The sequence below is a fragment of the Lentzea sp. NPDC058450 genome (assembly GCF_042721395.1).
Classification (GTDB): Bacteria; Actinomycetota; Actinomycetes; order Mycobacteriales; family Pseudonocardiaceae; genus Lentzea.
This window is the reverse complement of sequence record NZ_JBHXLO010000017.1, coordinates 158,583-177,199: the sequence shown is the minus strand read 5'-3', so window position 1 is coordinate 177,199 and position 18,617 is coordinate 158,583. Positions and strand designations below refer to the sequence as shown.

At 69.8% G+C, this 18,617-nt stretch carries 19 protein-coding genes; 5 read left to right on the top strand and 14 right to left on the bottom strand.

Going from position 1 to position 18,617, the window contains the following annotated elements:
* The first annotated feature begins 7 nt into the window (after nucleotides 1–7).
* On the top strand, nucleotides 8–649 hold the full coding sequence (locus ACFWNN_RS26075; RefSeq protein ID WP_382442536.1) for a response regulator: 642 nt from the start codon (nucleotides 8–10) through the stop codon (nucleotides 647–649).
* Here the strand turns inward: ACFWNN_RS26075 and sthA are convergent, their stop codons facing one another.
* Entirely contained in the window at nucleotides 650–2,065 is a 1,416-nt protein-coding gene (gene sthA / locus ACFWNN_RS26070; RefSeq protein WP_382442535.1) for a Si-specific NAD(P)(+) transhydrogenase, read from the bottom strand.
* A gap of 59 nt (nucleotides 2,066–2,124) precedes the next feature.
* The gene (locus ACFWNN_RS26065; RefSeq protein ID WP_382442534.1) at nucleotides 2,125–3,111 is read right to left on the bottom strand and encodes a hypothetical protein; all 987 of its coding nucleotides are present in this window, start codon (nucleotides 3,109–3,111) and stop codon (nucleotides 2,125–2,127) included.
* A gap of 146 nt (nucleotides 3,112–3,257) precedes the next feature.
* Here ACFWNN_RS26065 and ACFWNN_RS26060 point away from each other — a divergent pair, with 146 nt between their 5' ends.
* Complete coding sequence (locus ACFWNN_RS26060) at nucleotides 3,258–3,926, top strand: DNA alkylation repair protein (protein ID WP_382442533.1); 669 nt, start codon at nucleotides 3,258–3,260, stop codon at nucleotides 3,924–3,926.
* A gap of 11 nt (nucleotides 3,927–3,937) precedes the next feature.
* On the top strand, nucleotides 3,938–4,501 hold the full coding sequence (locus ACFWNN_RS26055; protein WP_382442532.1) for a GNAT family N-acetyltransferase: 564 nt from the start codon (nucleotides 3,938–3,940) through the stop codon (nucleotides 4,499–4,501).
* Here ACFWNN_RS26055 and ACFWNN_RS26050 read toward each other — a convergent pair.
* From ACFWNN_RS26050 to pheS, 7 genes are all read right to left on the bottom strand, one after another.
* A complete protein-coding gene (locus tag ACFWNN_RS26050; protein ID WP_382442531.1) occupies nucleotides 4,470–4,967 on the bottom strand; it encodes a hypothetical protein in 498 nt (165 codons plus the stop codon). The two genes, ACFWNN_RS26055 and ACFWNN_RS26050, sit on opposite strands and share 32 nt — an antisense overlap.
* Before the next feature lie 281 nt (nucleotides 4,968–5,248).
* Nucleotides 5,249–5,605, bottom strand: a complete 357-nt coding sequence (locus tag ACFWNN_RS26045) for a hypothetical protein (RefSeq protein WP_382442530.1) — start codon at nucleotides 5,603–5,605, stop codon at nucleotides 5,249–5,251.
* Entirely contained in the window at nucleotides 5,602–6,072 is a 471-nt protein-coding gene (locus tag ACFWNN_RS26040) for a hypothetical protein (RefSeq protein WP_382442529.1), read from the bottom strand. The genes ACFWNN_RS26045 and ACFWNN_RS26040 overlap by 4 nt, the downstream gene beginning before the upstream one ends.
* Entirely contained in the window at nucleotides 6,069–6,446 is a 378-nt protein-coding gene (locus ACFWNN_RS26035) for a hypothetical protein (RefSeq protein WP_382442528.1), read from the bottom strand. The genes ACFWNN_RS26040 and ACFWNN_RS26035 overlap by 4 nt, the downstream gene beginning before the upstream one ends.
* Before the next feature lie 3 nt (nucleotides 6,447–6,449).
* On the bottom strand, nucleotides 6,450–6,893 hold the full coding sequence (locus ACFWNN_RS26030; RefSeq protein ID WP_382442527.1) for a hypothetical protein: 444 nt from the start codon (nucleotides 6,891–6,893) through the stop codon (nucleotides 6,450–6,452).
* A gap of 222 nt (nucleotides 6,894–7,115) precedes the next feature.
* On the bottom strand, nucleotides 7,116–9,593 hold the full coding sequence (gene pheT, locus ACFWNN_RS26025; protein ID WP_382442526.1) for a phenylalanine--tRNA ligase subunit beta: 2,478 nt from the start codon (nucleotides 9,591–9,593) through the stop codon (nucleotides 7,116–7,118).
* Between the two features lie 5 nt (nucleotides 9,594–9,598).
* On the bottom strand, nucleotides 9,599–10,666 hold the full coding sequence (gene pheS / locus ACFWNN_RS26020) for a phenylalanine--tRNA ligase subunit alpha (protein WP_382442525.1): 1,068 nt from the start codon (nucleotides 10,664–10,666) through the stop codon (nucleotides 9,599–9,601).
* A 132-nt stretch (nucleotides 10,667–10,798) separates the two neighbouring features.
* On the opposite strand from pheS, the gene ACFWNN_RS26015 reads away from it, so the two are divergent.
* Together ACFWNN_RS26015 and ACFWNN_RS26010 are read left to right on the top strand one after the other, a co-directional pair.
* Nucleotides 10,799–12,553 carry an HSP90 family protein gene (locus ACFWNN_RS26015; RefSeq protein ID WP_382442524.1) on the top strand — a complete coding sequence of 585 codons (1,755 nt, stop codon included), beginning with the start codon at nucleotides 10,799–10,801 and terminating at the stop codon, nucleotides 12,551–12,553.
* A 2-nt stretch (nucleotides 12,554–12,555) separates the two neighbouring features.
* On the top strand, nucleotides 12,556–15,258 hold the full coding sequence (locus ACFWNN_RS26010) for a hypothetical protein (RefSeq protein WP_382442523.1): 2,703 nt from the start codon (nucleotides 12,556–12,558) through the stop codon (nucleotides 15,256–15,258).
* Here ACFWNN_RS26010 and ACFWNN_RS26005 read toward each other — a convergent pair whose 3' ends face one another.
* The 5 genes from ACFWNN_RS26005 to infC all read right to left on the bottom strand — a co-directional run bounded on the left by ACFWNN_RS26005 (nucleotide 15,259) and on the right by infC (nucleotide 18,345).
* Complete coding sequence (locus ACFWNN_RS26005; protein ID WP_382442522.1) at nucleotides 15,259–16,143, bottom strand: S41 family peptidase; 885 nt, start codon at nucleotides 16,141–16,143, stop codon at nucleotides 15,259–15,261.
* A gap of 37 nt (nucleotides 16,144–16,180) precedes the next feature.
* Nucleotides 16,181–17,023, bottom strand: coding sequence for a TrmH family RNA methyltransferase (locus ACFWNN_RS26000; RefSeq protein WP_382442556.1), 843 nt, complete (start codon nucleotides 17,021–17,023; stop codon nucleotides 16,181–16,183).
* Nucleotides 17,020–17,409, bottom strand: a complete 390-nt coding sequence (rplT, locus tag ACFWNN_RS25995) for a 50S ribosomal protein L20 (RefSeq protein WP_382442521.1) — start codon at nucleotides 17,407–17,409, stop codon at nucleotides 17,020–17,022. The genes ACFWNN_RS26000 and rplT overlap by 4 nt, the downstream gene beginning before the upstream one ends.
* Before the next feature lie 79 nt (nucleotides 17,410–17,488).
* Nucleotides 17,489–17,683 carry a 50S ribosomal protein L35 gene (gene rpmI, locus ACFWNN_RS25990; protein ID WP_086663968.1) on the bottom strand — a complete coding sequence of 65 codons (195 nt, stop codon included), beginning with the start codon at nucleotides 17,681–17,683 and terminating at the stop codon, nucleotides 17,489–17,491.
* Between the two features lie 50 nt (nucleotides 17,684–17,733).
* Entirely contained in the window at nucleotides 17,734–18,345 is a 612-nt protein-coding gene (gene infC / locus ACFWNN_RS25985; protein ID WP_382442520.1) for a translation initiation factor IF-3, read from the bottom strand.
* Between the last annotated feature and the right edge of the window lie 272 nt (nucleotides 18,346–18,617).

Here is an 18,617-nt window from a genome sequence, read left to right as displayed (position 1 = left end):
GCTCGTCGTGATCCGAGTTCTCATCGCCGACGACGAGACGTTGATGCGCGCCGGAATCCGGCTGATCCTGGAGAACGACCCCGAGATCACCGTGGTGGCCGAGGCGAGCGACGGCAGGCAGGCCGTCGAGCTGACGTTGAAGCACACGATCGACGTGGCGTTGCTCGACATCCGCATGCCCGGCGGCGACGGGCTGAAGGCGGCCGAGCAGATCGCCTCGCGGGCCAACGTCGTCATGCTCACGACGTTCGGCGAGGACTCCTACGTGGCGCAGGCGCTGAAGGTCGGCGCGACCGGGTTCCTGCTGAAGGACACGCCCCCGCAGGAGCTGATCACCGCCGTGCGCAAGGCCGCCGCCGGCGAACCGATCCTGGCGCCGCAGATCACCAAGCGCCTCATCGAGAGGCACCTGACCGCGCCGAACGACGGCTCGGACGCGCGCCGCAAGATCGACGCGCTGACCGAGACCGAGCGGGGTGTGCTCAAGCTCGTGGGCGAAGGGCTGTCCAACACCGAGATCGGCGAGCAGCTCTTCATGGCGACCGGCACGGTGAAGGCGCACATCAGCCGGATCCTGCCCAAGCTGGAGGTCACCAACCGCGTGCAGGCCGCCATCGTCGCGCACGACGCCGGCCTGACGCGGTCGTGATCAGCGGGTCGTGAAGCGCTCCAGGGCGCGGATCTTGTTCGTGGCGTCGAGTGCCGCGATCTTGTACGCCTCGGACAGCGTCGGGTAGTTGAAGACCGTGTCGACCAGGTAGTCGACCGTGCCGCCGCAGCCCATCACGGCCTGGCCGATGTGCACGAGGTCCGTCGCGCCGGTGCCGAAGACGTGCACGCCGAGGATCTTGCGGTCCACAGTGGACACCAGCAGCTTCAGCATGCCGTACGCGTCGCCGACGATCTGGCCGCGGGCGAGCTCGCGGTAGCGGGAGATGCCCACCTCGTACGGGATCGCGGACGAGGTCAGCTCGGTCTCCGTCGCGCCGCAGTACGAGATCTCGGGGATCGTGTAGATGCCGATGGGCTGCAACGCCGTCAGGTCGTGCACCGGCTCGCCGAACGCGTGGTAGGCCGCGAGCCTGCCCTGGTCCATCGACGTGGCGGCGAGCGCCGGGAAACCGATGACGTCGCCGACGGCGTAGATGTGCTCGACGGGCGTGCGGTAGTGCTCGTCGACGGTCAGGCGGCCGCGGGGGTCGGCTTCGAGGCCGGCGGCGGCGAGGTCGAGCTTCTCGGTGGTGCCCTGGCGGCCCGCCGAGTACATGACGGCGGCGGCCGGGATGCGCTTGCCGGACGCGAGGGTGGTGACCGTGCCGCCGTCGGAGACCTGGACGTTGACGACCTTCTCGCCGAACCGGAACGTGACGGCCTGGTCGCGCAGGTGGAACTTGAGCGACTCGACGATCTCGGGGTCGCAGAAGTCGAGCATCTTCTCGCGCTGCTCCACGACCGTGACGCGGGTGCCGAGCGCGGCGAACATCGACGCGTACTCGATGCCGATCACGCCCGCGCCGACCACGACCAGCGACGACGGGATCTCGGTGAGCGCGAAGACCTCGTCGGAGTCGAGGATGCGCTCCTCGTCGAAGTCCACCCCGGACGGACGCGCGGGCGTCGTGCCGGTCGCGATCACGACGTACTCGCCGGTGATCGTCGTGTGGTCGCCGCGGTGGGCGCCGTCGACGGCGATGGTGTGCTCGTCCAGGAAGCGGCCGAAGCCGTTGAGCAGGTCGACGCCGTTGCGGTGCAGCTGCGCGCGCACGACCTGGACCTCGCGGCCGATGACGTGCTGCGTGCGGGCCATCAGGTCGGTGATGGTGATGTCCTGCTTGACGCGGTAGCTGGCGCCGTACAGCTCGCGCTGGCTCATGCCCGTGAGGAACATGACCGCCTCGCGCAGCGTCTTCGACGGGATCGTGCCCGTGTTCGTGCAGACGCCGCCGATCATGTCCTGCTTGTCGATGATCGCCACGCGCTTGCCCAGTTTCGCACCCGCGATCGCCGCCTTCTGGCCGCCAGGACCAGAGCCGATGACGATCAGGTCGTAGTCGTACGACGTCATGGTCGACAGCCTACGTCGGGGAGTGCGAATCCACGCCTGAACAGAATGAACAGTGGCCGCTATCGGACACCGCTGCGGAACGGCAGCAGGTCGACCAGCCTGGCCGCGGCCCGGTAGTCGGCGACCCTGTCGGCGAACGGCCGTTGCACGATCTTGTGCACGGCCTCGCGGGTGAGCCGCTCGTAGGCGGGGATCGTGTCCTTGCTCAGGAAGTCCCAGCGCGCGACGCGGTCGGCGTAGTTGAAGGCGGGCAGCGGGCCGCCGAAGAGCGGCTTGTACTGCGCGGGGGTCCTGCCGCCCGGCACGGGCATCGGTCCGGCGACCGTGATCGCGTACGTGACCATCTCGCCGGGCGGGAGTAACCGGCCGCGCATGCGGTCGAACTGGTCGGGGATCACGAGGTTCTGCTCGCGCGAGGAGAACGCCATGACCGCGGTGGCCGGGTCCTCCCAGGCCTTCGTGGTGTCCGCGTCGATGATGCCCGCGTCGCGCATCTCCTGGATCGCCTCGATCCCGCCGTGCAGGTAGGCGGCGTGCATCGCGCCGAGGTCCATGAAGATGTGCTTCTGCATGGCCATCAACATGGTGGAGAACCAGCGCAGCTCCGGGATCGAGCCGAGGTCGAGCATGCCGGCGGCGAACGCGGGCGCGCCCATGTTCGCGAAACCCATCCACCGCAACGTGTCCGGCTGCGCGAGGTAGAGGCGCGCGTAGAAGTCGTAGACGGCGAAGATCGCCTTGCGGTTGGACTCGGCGGTGCGCTGCGGGTCCCACTCGGCCAGGTTCACGCCGGCGTCCTCGGCCGCGCGGATCACCCAGTAGTGCCACAGCAGGGCCTTGAACCGGATGGGCGAGAGGCCTTGCGCGCGGTAGCCGGTCAGCGCCTGCTCGATGGTGGCACGGTCGGTCGGCAGATCGGGGTGCACGCCACCCCGCTGCTCGCCGTTTCCGTTCACCAGCGGCAGATCCAGGTAATCCACCGCCTCCGCTTTGGTAGCACCCATGCTGCCGAGCACGAGCGCCGCCACGACCATCAGCACGCGCATGAACGCGAACTGTATATGGGTGTGGCACCCGTTCTGTTCACAGAAGCCTCCACTCAAGTGATGTTTTGCGTGTTCGTTAGCACTTTCGGTACCGATGGGGCCATAAATCTCAACTGGGCTACTCCTAATGCCTATACCGTTTGGACGTGACCCTTAAGGTTTCCTTGATCGACGCGGTTCGAGCCGGACTCGAGGAGCTCGCGGATCCGGTGAAGGCGCCGGAGATGCAGGCGTACATGAAGTCCGACATGCCGTTCCTGGGCGTGCAGAAACCGGGACGCGTCGCGCTGCTGAAGTCGTTGCCGCGGTTGCACGACCGGGACGAGTGGCTCGACGCCGTGCAGACGTTGTGGCGCGAGGCCACCTATCGCGAGGAACGGTACGTCGCGCTCACGTTGAGCGGTGACAAGCGTTTCCAGTCCGTCGACCTGCTGCCGTGGTTCGACGAGATGATCGTGACCGGCGCGTGGTGGGACTACGTGGACGAGATCGCGTCCAAGCGCGTGGGCCCGTTGCTGCGGTCGGCACCGGAGGTGGTGCGGCCGTTGATGCTGCGGTGGTCCGTCGACGCGGACAAGTGGCGGCGGCGCACGTCGGTGATCTGCCAGCTCGGTTTCAAGGGCGCCACTGACGTGGAATTGCTGACCGCGTGCGTCGACGCCAACGCGGACGATCCGGACTTCTTCCTGCGCAAGGGGATCGGGTGGGCGTTGCGCGAGTTCGCGAAGACCGAGCCGGGATGGGTGCGTGCGTTCGTCTCCGAACGGCCGGGACTGTCACCGTTGTCACGTCGCGAAGCCTTGAAACACCTTTAGCGTCAGTACACATGAGAGGGAAACATGTCAGTCTAGAACCGTTGTCTCTAGAGCATGCCTCAGAATTGTTCGAGGTCACTCGCGATCCGGACATCTGGACGTGGTTGCTGAGCAGTCAGCCTTCTTCTGTCGACGACATGCGCGCGTGGATCGCATCCGCGATGTCTTCTCGTGAGGCGTTCGCGCAGATCGAGGTCGCCACGGGCCGTGTCGTCGGCACGACGTCGTTCTACGAGGTCTCGCCGGAGAACCGGCGGCTCGTGATCGGCTACACGATCGTGGGCAGCGCGTGGCACGGCACGGCGATCAACCCCGAGGCGAAGCTACTGCTGCTGTCCGAGGCGTTCGACGTGCGTGGCGCACTGCGCGTGGCCTGGTACACGGACGGTGCGAACGTTCGCTCGCAACGGGCGATCGAGAAGCTGGGTGCTCAACGGGACGGCGTGCTGCGCGCGCACGTCGCACGGCCTGATGGAACGCAACGGGACACGGTCGTCTACTCGATGATCGCCGACGAGTGGCCGGCGGCTCGAGAGGCACTGGCTAGCCGTGCTTCGCGCGGCCCGAGTAGGTGAGCGGGAAGACGAGTTCGGCGCACGCGGCCGGGACGTCCTTCGCGACCTCGACCTTCATGGTGACCTCGACCGCTCCCCCGGCGGGGATCTCCACGACGTCGGTGAGCGGCACGACGGTCAGCACCCCGGCCGGGCACCCCTCGACGCGCTGCTGCGTGGCGTCCAGCGGCTGACCGGGCACCGCGGACAGGCTCTCGACGATGATGCCGACGGCGTTGGGGTTCGACAGGCGGACCTTGCGCTCCCCCACCGCGCCGGGCGTGAGCTCGACGGCCGCGCCGGAGATGTCGTTGATCTCGAACGGCTTGAGCTGCTGCATCCCGGACTCGCCGCTGCTCACGGAGTACGCCATCGCGGGCAGCTGCGGCTTGGGCCACGTGAGGTGCATGGCCGCCACGACAGCCGCGCCGACCATGAGGATCGTCAACGACACGGCGACCTCAAGGCGCGGACCCAGACTACGCATGGCGCAACTCTCCAGAGTTGTTGCTCCAGGCGGTGGGTTCGCCTCTAGCTCCCCACCGGACCGGCGACCAACTCGCCCGGTGGTTCATCGCTTCGCCCCTCGGCCCTAGCGGGCCGCGCCGCCAATCTTGGAGAAGCTTCACGTACTGCGCAAGCGTCCGACGGGCGCCGATTTCCCCTTGTAATGAAGGACCTTTGGCACCTTGACAGCTACGCAGGGCTACCACCTGCTGGTTTGATCCCAAATCCCGGTGAACGGGACTCAGCCGATCGAGCGAACTTTCATGGGCAATTTATCTGCGTGTAGCTCGTGACCCAGCTGCCTACGGTCGCTTGGACTCGAACGCGGTCGATGGAGGCGGGCACGATGTGGGTCAGGAGGCCGGTCGTCGCGCTCCGGTTGAAGTCGGCGTTGGCCCCGTTTCCGTTCTGCCACAATACTGTGTACAAACTGGCGCCCGACACCGGCTGCCACGTCACGACGGTCACGAGGCCCTTCAGGCACGAGATGACCACCACCGGCGCGACCGTGCCCGCCCTGGCCTTGGCGGTTCCCGGCGCCGACGTCTGCCAGGCCGCCGAGGCGGGCTGGGCCGCGAGCAGGCACAGCACCGCCACCGCGAGCAGCAGGCGCCTCATGCCCCGGTCCCGCTCGCGATCGTCACGACCACCGGCACGTCGATGGTCGCGCCCTGGCAGCTGTTCGGCGCGTTCGACGCCATCGTCACGCTGAACGTGATGGCGACGGCGCCGCTGCGAGCGGCGAGCGACGTGCCGGGGAAGCGCTCGGCGAACGTGACACCGCAGGTGGCGGGCACGGTGGGCGAGGGCGCGATCGACGTGACCGTCACCGGGTACGGGTTGGGGTTGGACACGTTCACGACCGCGTCACCCGCGCCACCGGGGTAGAGGGTCCCGGTGACGACCGCGCCGCCGGTCACCACCGGAGCCTGCGCCGTGCCCGCCTTCGTGGTGGCACTGCCGGTGCCGGAGCTCGTCCAGGCCGCGTACGCGACGCCGGACCCGAGCGCGGCCGTCGCGACCGCGAGGACGACGACGCCACGGCGGACGTAACGCCTGCGGACGAGGTCCCTGAAGCTGATCATGGCTTGATCGCCGTTCCCGAGTAGGTGAGGGGGAAGGTGAGGTTCTTGCAGGCGTTCGGTGCGGAAGCGGCCATGCGCACGGTCAGCGCCACGTCGGCGTGGGCGTTCTTGGCCACGACGACCGGTGCCGCGAGGGGGTCCGCGGTCACCGCGCCGGCCGGGCACTGCGGGGACGGGCGTCCGACCGCCGTGTCGAGCCGGGTGACCTTGATGGCCTGGTTGTCGGGGTTGGTGACCCGCACCGCGCGGGTCACCGTCCCACCGGGGACCAACCCCGTCGCCGTGCCGGCGTCCGCGATCGTGAACGCCTTGCCCGGGGCGGGCGAGCCGCCCGGGACGAAGAGCAGGGCGACCACGACGAGGACGATGCGCACGGCTCAGGCTGCCGAGACGAGCGCCGCGGTCAGCGGCAGCGAGAACGTCTGGGACTTGCAGTTGTCGGCGGCGTTGGCGTTCATGGTCGCCCGCAGCGTGTAGGTGGCGGTGCCGTTCGCGGCGATGGTGCCGCTCGGGTTGGCCACGGCGGGGCTGGTGACGGTGCCGGCCGCGCAGCCGTCCGCGGTGATGGCCGAGGTGCCCGCGCTGATCGAGGTGACGGCGACCGGGTAGGCGTTCGGGTTGTTCACGGTCACCTGGAAGTCGACGCTGCCGCCGGGGTACAGGCCGGTCGCGCCGGCGACCGGGGAGATGGTCGAGTTGACGCTCGTGGTGGAGCCGACGGAGCCGGAACCGGAGCCGGTGCTCGACCACGCGGCGTAGGCGACGCCGCCGCCGACGGCGAGGACTGCGACTGCTGCGATGACCGCGGTGCGCTTGCGCATGTTCGTTCTCCTGGGGGTGGTGCTCGGTGGGACTGCACCAAGTTTGGAGAACGCTCAATCACTACACAGCGTGCACAAGACACGAGAACGAGGACCCTGGCGGCACTGTTGTCAACCAGCATGCATCGGCTACCCGCGCACGCGGACTGGAGGTCAGGGCGTTGATGACGCGAAAGGCCCGGGATTTCCGAAGAAATCCCGGGCCTCACTCGCTGTAGCCTATCAGGCGCGGAGTGCCGCACCCAAGCGTTCGCCGGCGGCGGCGACGGCGGCATCGCGGGCCGTGGTCGCCTCCTCCACCGTCAGCGTGCGGTCCGGCGCGCGGAAGCGCAAGGAGTACGCGAGCGACTTCTTGCCCTCGCCCAGCTGCTCGCCCGTGTAGACGTCGAACAGGCGGAGGTCTTCGAGCAGGTCGCCCGCGGACGCGCCGAGCACCTCGGACACCGACTGCACCGGCACCGAGTCGTCCACGACCAGCGCCACGTCCAGCAGGACCGGCGGGTAGGCCGAGACCGTCGGGGCCGGGCGGTGGTCGTCCAGCGGCAGCGCGTCGAGGTCGAGCTCGAACGCCACGGTGCGCTTGGGCAGGCCCAGCGCCTCGACGACCTTCGGGTGCAGCTCGCCGGCGTGGCCGACGGGCCAGTCGCCCACGCGCAGCTCGGCGCAGCGGCCGGGGTGCCACGGGAGCAGGTCCGAGGCCACGACGCGCAACGTCACGCCGTACGCGGCGCCGGCGCGGCGGGCCGCCTCGACGGCGTCGGACCAGTCGGCGACGCGGCCCTTGCCCCACCAGCCCGCGCGTTCGCGGTGACCGGTGAGAACGCCCGCCACGTGCAGCGGCTGCTGCGGCAGCGCGGCCAGCATCGAGGCCACCTCGGCCTCGGTCGGCCGGCGGTCCACGCCCAGCGACGGCACCGGGACCTGCTGCGCGCGCGGCAGCGTCACCTGGGCGACGTTGTACAGCGCGACGTCGCGGACGCCACGGGCCAGGTTGCGCTGCAGGGTCTCCAGCAGGCCCGGCAGCAGGGTCGTGGCCAGCACGTTCTTGTCGGCCTCGAGCGGGTTCAGCACACCGACCGTGTTGCGGCGGATGTCGTCGGCGGACAGGCCGAACGCGTCGAACACCGACGGGTCGATGAACGGGAACGGCTTGACCTCGACGAAACCGTCCTCGGCCAGGGTGCGCCACACCGTGCGGCGGCGGCGCTGCTGCTCGGTCAGGCCGCGGCCGGCGGGGGCGGGCGGCAGCACGGACGGGATCGTGTCGTAGCCCTCCAGCCGCAGTACCTCCTCCACCAGGTCGGCGGGCTGCACGAGGTCGGCGCGCCACGTCGGGGGCACGGCCGTGACGATCGTCTGGCCCTCCTCCGAGGTGGTCACGGAGACCTGGCAGCCGATCTGGCCGAGACGGCGGGCCGTCACGCCGCGGGCGTAGCGGACGCCGGCGATGCGGTCCGGCAGGTCGATCGGCATCGACACCGCCTCGGGCAGCGTCGGCACGCCCACGTCGGTGCGGCCCGGCTTGATCGAGCCCTCGGCGTAGTGGTTGAGCAGCTTCGCGGCCCGTTCCAGCGCCACCGGGGCCAGAGCGGGGTCGACGGTGCGCTCGAAGCGCTTCGCGGCCTCGGACGGCAGCTTGTGCCGGCGGACCGTGCGCGCGATGGACGCCGGGTCCCAGTTCGCGGCCTCCAGCAGGATGTCCGAGGAGGTGTCCTGGACCTCCGTCGAGGCACCGCCCATGACGCCCGCGAGCGAGATGACGCCGGAGTCGTCGGCGATGACGATGTCGTCGACGTCCAGCGCGCGCACCGAGTCGTCGAGCGTCGTGAGCTTCTCGCCCACGAGCGCGCGGCGGACCGTCAGCGTGCCGGACAGCGACGCGGCGTCGAACGCGTGCAGCGGCTGGCCCAGTTCGAGCATCACGTAGTTCGTGACGTCGACCGGCAGCGAGATCGAGCGCATGCCCGCGAGCATCAGGCGGCGGCGCATCCACCACGGCGTCGGCGCCGTCGGGTCGACCCCGGTGACGCGGCGCGCGACGAAGCGCGAGCAGCCGTCGCGGTCCTCGATGTGGACGGGCCACGCCTCGCCCTCGGGCTCCGGGATCTCCGCGAGGCCGGGGTCGCCGAACGGGACCTCCAGCGCGCAGGCGATCTCCCGGGCGAGGCCGCGGACCGAGAACGCGTAGCCGCGGTCGGGCGTCGGCGCGAGCTCGAGGACGGTGTCGTTCAGGCCGAGCAGCTCCAGCGCGTCGTCGCCGGGCTGCGCGGTGCCGGTGGGCAGCACGAGGATGCCCGAGTGGTCGTCGCCGATGCCGAGCTCGTCGGCGGCGCAGAGCATGCCCTGCGACACGCGGCCGTACGTCTTGCGCTCGGCGATCGAGAACCCGCCGGGCAGCACGGCGCCGGGCAGCGCGACGACGACCGAGTCGCCCTCGACGAAGTTCGTGGCGCCGCAGATGACCTGGTTGACCTGCTCGGGGCCGACCTCGACCTTGCAGTAGCGGATCGGCTTCTTGAACTCGGTGAGCTCCTCGATCTCGACGACGCGACCGGCGACGATCGGGCCGGTCACGGGACCGAGCGGGCTCACCTCCTCGACCTCGATGCCGATGCGGATGAACGCCTCGGCGAGCTCGTCGGGCGTGGGGACTTCGTCGAAACCGAGGTGTTCGACCAGCCAGCTGACCGGGACGCGCATCCGGATCAGGCCTCCGTTCCGAAAGGCTGGGTGAAGCGGACGTCGCCCTCGACCATGTCGCGCATGTCGGGAAGGCCGTTGCGGAACTGCAGCGTGCGTTCCAGGCCCATGCCGAACGCGAAGCCGGAGTAGACGTCCGGGTCGACGCCGGTGGCGCGCAGCACGTTGGGGTTGACCATGCCGCAGCCGCCCCACTCGACCCAGCCGGCGCCGCCCTTCTTCTCCGGGAACCACACGTCGACCTCGGCCGACGGCTCGGTGAAGGGGAAGAAGCTCGGGCGCAGGCGGGTCTTCGAGTCCTCGCCGAACATGGAGCGCGCGAACGCGTCCAGCGTGCCCTTGAGGTGGGCCATGGTCAGGCCCTTGTCGATCGCGAGGCCCTCGACCTGGTGGAAGACCGGGGTGTGCGTGGCGTCGAGCTCGTCCGTGCGGAACGTGCGGCCGGGGCACACGACGTAGACGGGGAGCTCGCGCTCGAGCAGCGTGCGGGCCTGCACGGGCGAGGTGTGCGTGCGCAGGACGAGCTGCGAGTCGCCGGGCGCGATGTAGAACGTGTCCTGCATCGACCGGGCGGGGTGGTCCTTGCCGAAGTTCAACGCGTCGAAGTTGAACCACTCGGTCTCGAGCTCGGGGCCTTCGGCGACCTCGTAGCCCATGGCCACGAAGACGTCACCGATGCGCTCGGCGAGCGTGGTGATCGGGTGGCGCGCGCCGCGCGGGATGCGGTCCCACGGCAGCGTGACGTCGACGGACTCCTCGCGCAGGACCCGCTCGTCGCGCTCGACCTGGAGCACGGCGTGGCGCTCGTCGAACGCGGTCCTGATCGCGGACTGCGCCTCGTTCACCCGCTTGCCCGCCTCGGCCTTGGCCTTGGGCGGCAGGGCACCGATCTCGCGGCGGGCCAGCAGCACGGGAGACCGGTCGCCGAGGTGGCCGGGCTTGACCGAGGCCAGCGCCTCCAGGTCGGCCGCTCCGGCGAACGCCTCGCGCGCCTTCTGCACGGCCGCGTCGAGGTTCTCGGCCGACAGCGCCGCGACCTGCTTCGGGTCGTACGGGTCGTTGGCTCCGGACATGGTGGTAGGACAGCTCCCGTCACGGACTTGGCAATGAACAGACCGATCCTAGTCGGTGCCGTGTTGACCGCTCTGAGCGCTTCCGTTAAAGAGCGGCACCAGTGCCCGTGTCGTCCCTAGGATGGGCGCATCATGTCGCACACCTTCCGCGTCGACCTGCGCGGCATCATCGACCTGCTCAGCCACCACCTGTACAGCAGTCCGCGCGTCTACGTGCGGGAACTGCTGCAGAACGCCGTCGACGCGATCACGGCGAGGCGCGAGCTGGACCCGTCCTGCCCCGCCGAGGTGACGATCACCTGCGGTTCCACGCTGACGATCACCGACACCGGCATCGGGCTGACCGAGGCCGAGGTCCACGACCTGCTGTCCACGCTCGGCCGCACGTCGAAGCGGGACGACCTGGGGTTCGCCCGCGAGGGGTTCCTCGGCCAGTTCGGCGTGGGCATGCTGTCGTGCTTCCTGGTCGCCTCCTCCGTGACGGTGATCACCCGGTCGGCGCGGGACGGTGGCCCGGCTGTGCGCTGGGAGGCCGACGCTTCTGGCAACTACACGGTGTCTCAAGTGGACGGTGACGTCCCGGTCGGCACGACGGTGACGCTGACGGCGTCGCGCGGCAACGACCACTGGCTCGAAGCCGACGTCGTGCGCCCGCTGGTGGTCGACTACGGCGATCTGCTGCCCGCGTCGGTGACCCTGGACGGCAAGAAGGTCACCCGCGGCGAACGGCCTTGGGACGACGAGGACGCGGACCTGACGGAGTACTGCGAACAGGTCCTGGGGTTCACGCCGTTCGAGGCGATCCCGATCGAGGTCGAGGCGGCGGGCCTGACCGGGGTCGCGTTCGTGCTGCCGTCCGGGGTGCACCCCGGCACGCGCCAGACGCACCGGGTGTACCTGAAGCGGATGCTGGTCGGCGACAACGTCGAGGGCCTGCTGCCGGACTGGGCGTACTTCGTGCGGTGCGTGGTCGACGCGTCCGCGATCCGGCCGACGGCGTCGCGCGAGTCGCTGTACCAGGACGAGATGCTGCTGGCGGTGCGCGAGGAGCTCGGCGAGCAGATCCGCGACTGGCTGATCCGGCTGGACGCGATCGAGCCGCGCCGGGCCGGCGAGCTGCTGGCGGCGCACCACCTGGGCATCAAGTCGCTGGCCCGCTCGGACGACGAGATGCTGCGGCTGGTCGAGCGCTGGCTGCCGTTCGAGACGACGGACGGCGCGATGCCGTTGCGGCAGTTCAAGCGCAAGCACGGCTCGATCCTCTACATCCCGGACGTCGACGAGTTCCACCAGCTCGCGCCGGTCGCGGGTGCGCAGGGCCTCGGCCTGGTGAACGCGGGCTACGCCTACGACCTGGAGCTGCTGAACCGGCTGAGCGCGCTGGACGGCCCGTCGGTCGCGCGCCGGGTGGCCCCGTCGGAGCTGCTGGCGGCGCTGGCCGATCCCGAGCCGGACATCGAGACGGCGTTGCGGCTGCGGTTGTCCGAGGGTGCGGGGGCGCTCGACCGGCACGACTGCGACGCGGTGATCCGCGACTTCGACCCGGTCTCGCTGCCCGCGTTGCTGATCAGCAACGCCGAGCAGCAGCGCAAGCTCGACACCGAGCAGACGGCCGAAGAGGTGACGGACCCGCTGTGGGCGGAGCTGCTGGGCCAGCTCACCGCCGGGTCCGACTCGGGACGGCCGGAGCAGCTGGTGCTCAACACCCGCAACCCGCTGGTGCAGCGGCTCGCGCGGCTGACCGACCCGGCGCTGGTGGAGCTGACGCTCGAATCTCTTTACGTGCACGCCGTTCTGCAGGCTCGGCGGGCGATGCGACCGAAGGACACGGCGGCGCTGAACCGCTCGTTCCTGGAACTGCTGGACCGCGCTGTTGGGGGTAAGTGACCATGGCCGACTTCACCGCTGAGGACGCGGAAAGAGCGTTCCTCGACGCGTACAACATGCCCACGGGCATGCCCAAGCACGAGGCGCTGGAACGGGCCGCGCGGATGTCCGACTCGCTCGGGCACCTGCCGCTCGGGGTGTCGTGCCGGGTCGCGCAGATCGACTCCGGCTACCACCTGGCGCGCTACGACCTGATGCTGTCGCCGTTCGCGTGGCTGCTGGCCGCCGAGCAGAAGGACCCCGAGGCGTTCAACGAGTACGAGGTCCACAGGCTGAGCTGGTCCCACAAGTGGATCTTCTCCGGCCTGATGCGGGACCCGAAGTTCTCGCTGGAGCAGGTGCAGGCCGTGCTGGGGCAGCTCGTGGACCGCTACGGCAGCCGCGGCTTCGCGGTGCAGCCGGTGCACGGCGCGCGGGCCCGGTACGCGCAGCACGTCGGGGACGACGCGGCGCTCGCCGAGCACCTCGGCCGGTACCTCGCGGCGGAGAGCGGGCCGATGTCGGACTGCGCGTCGTGCGTGACCGAGGGCCAGGTGTCGATGCTGTCGCACCTGGGCCGGCACGAGGAGGCCATCGCGCACGGCTTCGAGGGGCTGACGGTCGACACGGGATGTTCCACGCAGCCGCAGGGCATCCTGTCGGCGCTGCTGTGGCCGTTGCTGAAGGCCGGTGAGCTGGAGAAGGCCGCGCACGCGCACACCACCGCGTACCGGTTGATCAAGGACGACGAGATCACCTCGTACGTGCACCAGCACATCCGGTTCTGCGCGCTGACGGGCAACCTCGCGCGCGGCGAGGAGATCCTGCGCCGGTCGCTGCACAAGGTGACGGCGGTGCAGCTGCCGTCCGACGAGATGGCGTTCTGCACGAGCGCTTCCGTGCTGCTGCAACGGCTTCCGGACGAAACGGTGTTCGAGGTGCCCGGCGTCGGCGCCCGCACCGCCCCCGAGCTGCGCGACCGGCTGACGAAGCGGGCGACCCAGCTCGCGAAGCAGTTCGACGCGCGCAACGGCACCACCTCGTCGCTCGACAAGCTCACCGAGACGCTGGCCCGCGAGGACTACCCGGCCGTCGAGCTCGCCGTGCCCGCCGCCCCGGTGGCGGCCGCGGCCGAGGAGCCCGTCGTGTCCGGTGACCCGGTGGAGATCGCCGAGTCGATGGTGACGCTGTTCGACCACGGCGACTTCGTGGCGGCGACCCGCGCGCTCGCCTCGCTGCCCGAGGACATGGACGCGTTGCTGCCACCCGATCTCGCGGCGCACGCGGGCATCCGGCGGATGACGACGGGCGCGGTGCCGTTCGACCGGGCCCGGTTCGAGGAGCTGCTCACCGCGCTGCCGCCGGACATCGCGCTGCGCCACCAGGCCCGCGTGGCGGAGACCTTCGAGGACGGCCTGGAGATCGCCGAGCGCTGCCTCGCCGAGGCCGAGTCCGACCACACGCGCGCGATCGCCGCGTTGACGCTCGCGGACATCCACAACAACGCGCACGACCACGAGAAGGCCGGCGAGATGATCGCGCTCGCGTCCGCTTTGGACGTTCCGGCGCTGCGCGGGCACGTCGGGGTCGACGCGGCGGAACACCTCGCGCGGCAACAGGACCTCGAAGGCGCGTACGCCCAGATCGTGGCGGTCACGGCCGGCGAGATGACGCCGAGCGCGCGGTTCAACGGCTTCCGCGTGCGACTGCGGCTGGAAACCCTGCTGCGCAAGGTCGACGAGGCGATGGCGACCGCGAAGGCCTACGTGGCCGCGTTCCCGCTGCCCGAACGCGCCGAGGCGGTCTGGCACCAGTGCGCCGCGATCCAGGAGCTGGACCAGGAGTCCGCGCACCTCGCCGAACTGCGCGACGCGGTGGCGATCTCGCGCGTGCACCTCTCCGACGGCCACACGGCGGCGTTCTGCTTCACGCTGAGCGCCGGCTACGTGCAGACGAACCGGTTCGTCGAGGCCGCCGAGGTGCTGGAGGAGTCGCTGCGGCTGCTCCAGCCCGGCCAGGAGGACCTGCGCCTGCAGGTCGTGTTCCGGCTCGGCCAGGTGTGCCGCCAGCTCGGCGAGCTGCCCGCGGCCGAACGGCACCTGCGCGAGGCGTCCGACCTGCTGCCGCCTGAGGAGATCGGCCGGCGGGCGTTCCTGCTCGACGCGCTCGCCTCGGTGCAGAGCAGGCTGGGCAAGCACGAGGAGGCGACGGCGTCGTGGCGCGCGGGTGCCGCCTTGTGGCACCAGGAGGGCAACCTCTTCGAGGCGATCGGGTCGCTGGTCGAGCTGGCCTCGAACCTGCCGGAGGACGAGGTCACCGAGACGCGGGCGGCGCTGAACGAGGCCGAGGCGTTGCTGGTGGAGGTCGAGGACCAGCAGGAGGTCACCCGGCGCAAGGCCGAGATCGCCGCGATCCGGGCGTGGGTGCACGGCCAGGTCGGTGAGTTCGCGCTGGCGATGAAGCAGTACCGCGACGCCGAGGCGCTGGTGGTGTCGTTGGGCGACAAGGGATGGCGGGTGTTCGTCGTGCTGAAGGCGGCGGGCATGCTGCTGCGGTCGGACGACGCCGAGGGCGCGGAGACCGAGGCGCGCCGGGCCGCGTCGCTGCTGCCGGACGACGAGCAGGCCGGGAACGTGCTGTCGGTGCTGTCGGAGGCGATGCGGCGCCAGAACAAGCCGTCTGGCACCGATCCCCTCGTGCGCGAGCTGACCGCCCGCTTGGATTAGTTACTTGTTCTCGGTCGCCTTCTTGTAGGCGACCGAGAACGCTTCATCTGCGGGTACTGCGATGTGCGGGACGACTCCGACGCCTTCCCAGTTCGTCCCCGAGATCGGGTTGATCGCGCGGCCGTTCGGCACCGCCGACTTGAGGTGCGGGCCGACCCGGTAGCGGTCGCCGGGGTGCGCGCCACCCTTGGTGGTCTCGCCGATGAGGGTCGCGCGCTCGTTCTGCTGGAGGTTGTAGCTCAGCTCCTCCGCGCCGGAGAACGTGCGGGCACTGGTGAGGACGTAGACGGGCTTCTTGCCGCCGAACTTCGGCCCCGGCACGTGCGGCAGCGTCCAGAACTGCTGCGTGGTGTCCTCGGGGCGGTTGTAGATGTCGTTGAGGTGCACCTGTTCGTCGAACAGGTAGCTGCAGACCAGCGCGACCGTGTGCGGGTCGCCGCCGCCGTTCTTGCGCAGGTCGATGATCAACGCGTCGGTGTGCGCGATCAGGTTCATCGCGGCGATGATCGCCGGGGTGGCGATCTCGGCGTCGTGCAGGAGGCTGAGCTCCAGCAGGCCGACGTTGCCTTCGAGCCGTTCGATCTTGCGGATGCCGAACGCGTCCAGCTCGGCTTCCTTCTTGTACGCCACCGGGTCCCAGGCCGACTCCTGGCCGGTCTCGGGGACCTCCTCGGCGCTGTAGAGCAACCGGAGGTGCTTGTCGCCGTTGACGGACTGCAGATCCGCGGTCACCGCGGCCGCGAACGCCTCGTCGTCGTCCAAAGTGGAATAAGCGCCCTCGTCGAGGCGGGCGCGCAGGACTTTCGCGATCTCGTTGGCCGTGTCCGGGAAGACGTAGTAGGAGGCGAGCTGGGAGCAGAGGAGTTCGATCTCGGGTTCGCGCACGGGGCGCACAGTAGCCGCGCGCCCGGTGCCCGTCAGCTCAATTCCGCTGATCCCGCGCGGAGCCGTAGAGGCAGACCGCGGCCGCCGTCGCGAGGTTCAGGCTCTCGGCGGCGCCGTACAGCGGCACCTTCAGCGCCGTGTCGAGCTCGGCCTTCACCTCGTCGGGCAGGCCGTGCGCCTCGCTGCCGAACACCCACGCGGTGGGCTGCTTCAGCTCGCCCGCGACGGAGGCCTCGACGAGGTCCTGCCGCGCGTAGCCGTCGGCGCCCACGAGCCGCAGACCGGCCTGGCGGCATGCCGCGAAGACCTCGGCCGCGTCGCGGGAGCGGGCGATCGGCAGGTGGAAGAGCGAGCCGGTGGAGGCGCGCACGCACTTACCGTTGTGCGGGTCGACGGTGTCGCCCGCGAAGATCACCGCGTCGGCTCCGGCCGCGTCGGCGACCCGCGTGACGGTGCCCGCGTTGCCGGGGTCCGAGACGCCGTAGAGCACGGCGACGAGACGCGGGGTGCCCTTCAGCGCTTGGTCCAGAGGCTGCGGGACGGCGTCGCAGACCGCGACGACGCCCTGGGGCGTCACGGTTTCCGACAGCGAGTCCGCTGCCTTGTCGGTGACCTCGCTGATCCGGACGCCCTGGTCGGCGGCCGCGTCGAGCAGCTCGGGGTTGCGGTCGGCGGCGGTGGCGGTGACGAAGAGCTCGTGCACCTCGCCGCCACGCCAGGCGAGGGCCTCGCGCACGGCCTGGGCGCCCTCGACGAGGAAACGACCTGCCTTGTCACGGCCCTGGCGGCGCGTCAGGTGGCGAGCAGCAACGACCCGAGGCGTCCGTTCGGTGAACGGATCTGCCTCGGGTCGGTGGTGCTTGCGAGCGTGCTGGCTCAGGCCTTGTCCCCGGCCGGAGCGTTCACGTCGGCCGGGAGCGCCTTGCGGGCGATCTCGACGAGCGCCGTGAAGGCGGTGGCGTCGTGGACGGCGAGGTCCGCGAGGATCTTGCGGTCGACCTCGACGCCGCCCAGGCGAAGACCCTGGATCAGGCGGTTGTAGGTCATGCCGTTCGCACGGGACGCAGCGTTGATGCGCTGGATCCACAGCTTGCGGAAGTCGCCCTTGCGCGCACGCCTGTCGCGGTACGCGTAGTTGAGCGAGTGGAGCACCTGCTCCTTGGCCTTGCGGTACAGCCGCGAGCGCTGGCCGCGGTAACCGCTGGCCAACTCAAGAACGGTACGACGCTTCTTCTGGGCGTTTACAGCCCGCTTGACGCGTGCCACGGGTACATCCTGTCGATCTCATGGGGAAACCGGCGTCGGGGGCCGGTTTCCCGAGTTAGCTAGGGGGTGTCGAAGCGGGTCAGAGACCGAGCAGCTTCTTGATGCGCGGGGCGTCGTTCTCCGACACGACCGCGGTGCCGCTCATGCGACGCGTCACCTTGCTGGACTTCTTCTCCAGGATGTGGCGCTTGCCGGCCTTCTCCCGGAGGATCTTGCCGCTGCCGGTGACCTTGAAGCGCTTCGAGGTCCCGCTGTGCGTCTTGTTCTTCGGCATTTCCGTCCTCGTCTCGTGCTACCCACCGGGTCCGGGGGCGGGCGTGCGTCCTACGCCTCTTCCGAAGCGGAGTCCGCCTCGGGCGCGTCGTCGTCATCGTGCTTGACCACGCGGGGCTTGATGTTCTTGTGCGGCGCCAACACCATGATCATGTTGCGGCCGTCCTGCTTGGGGTTCGACTCCACGAAGCCGAGCTCCGCGACGTCCTCCGCCAGCTTCTGCAGAAGCCGGTACCCGAGCTCGGGGCGCGACTGCTCGCGACCGCGGAACATGATGGTCACCTTGACCTTGTTCCCGTGCGAGAGGAAGCGGGCCACGTGGCCCTTCTTCGTCTGGTAGTCGTGCGGGTCGATCTTCGGGCGGAGCTTCTGCTCCTTGATGACCGTCAGCTGCTGGTTCCGACGCGACTCGCGAGCCTTCTGCGCGGTCTCGTACTTGAACTTGCCGTAGTCCATGAGCTTGCAGACCGGCGGGCGAGCCTGAGCGGCGACCTCGACGAGGTCGAGATCCGCTTCCTGCGCGAGTCGGAGCGCGTCCTCGATGCGAACGATCCCGACCTGCTCACCATTCGGCCCGACCAGACGAACTTCCGGCACCCGAATGCGGTCGTTGATGCGCGGCTCGGTGCTGACGGGTGCACCGCGGTTCGAGGGACTTGTCATTCACGTCCTTTGAGACTCGGTTGCGCCAAAGACAAGAGCCCCGTCGTCGATGTCGACGACAGGGCCCGCTTCCAACCGATCTCACACCTGCCTGCTCGGACGCCCGTGCGCCCTGACTGCCAGGAGGACCGGACCCGGCCACCTCCAGAAGCGGTGATCGCGGGTGGGAGCGGGGCTCCACTTGCCGCTCTCGCACTCACGAGAGCTGGTCGCGTCGGAAATAGTAGCAGACGCTCTTGTCAACCCCCGAATCGCGGGCCTGTGACGTGGGT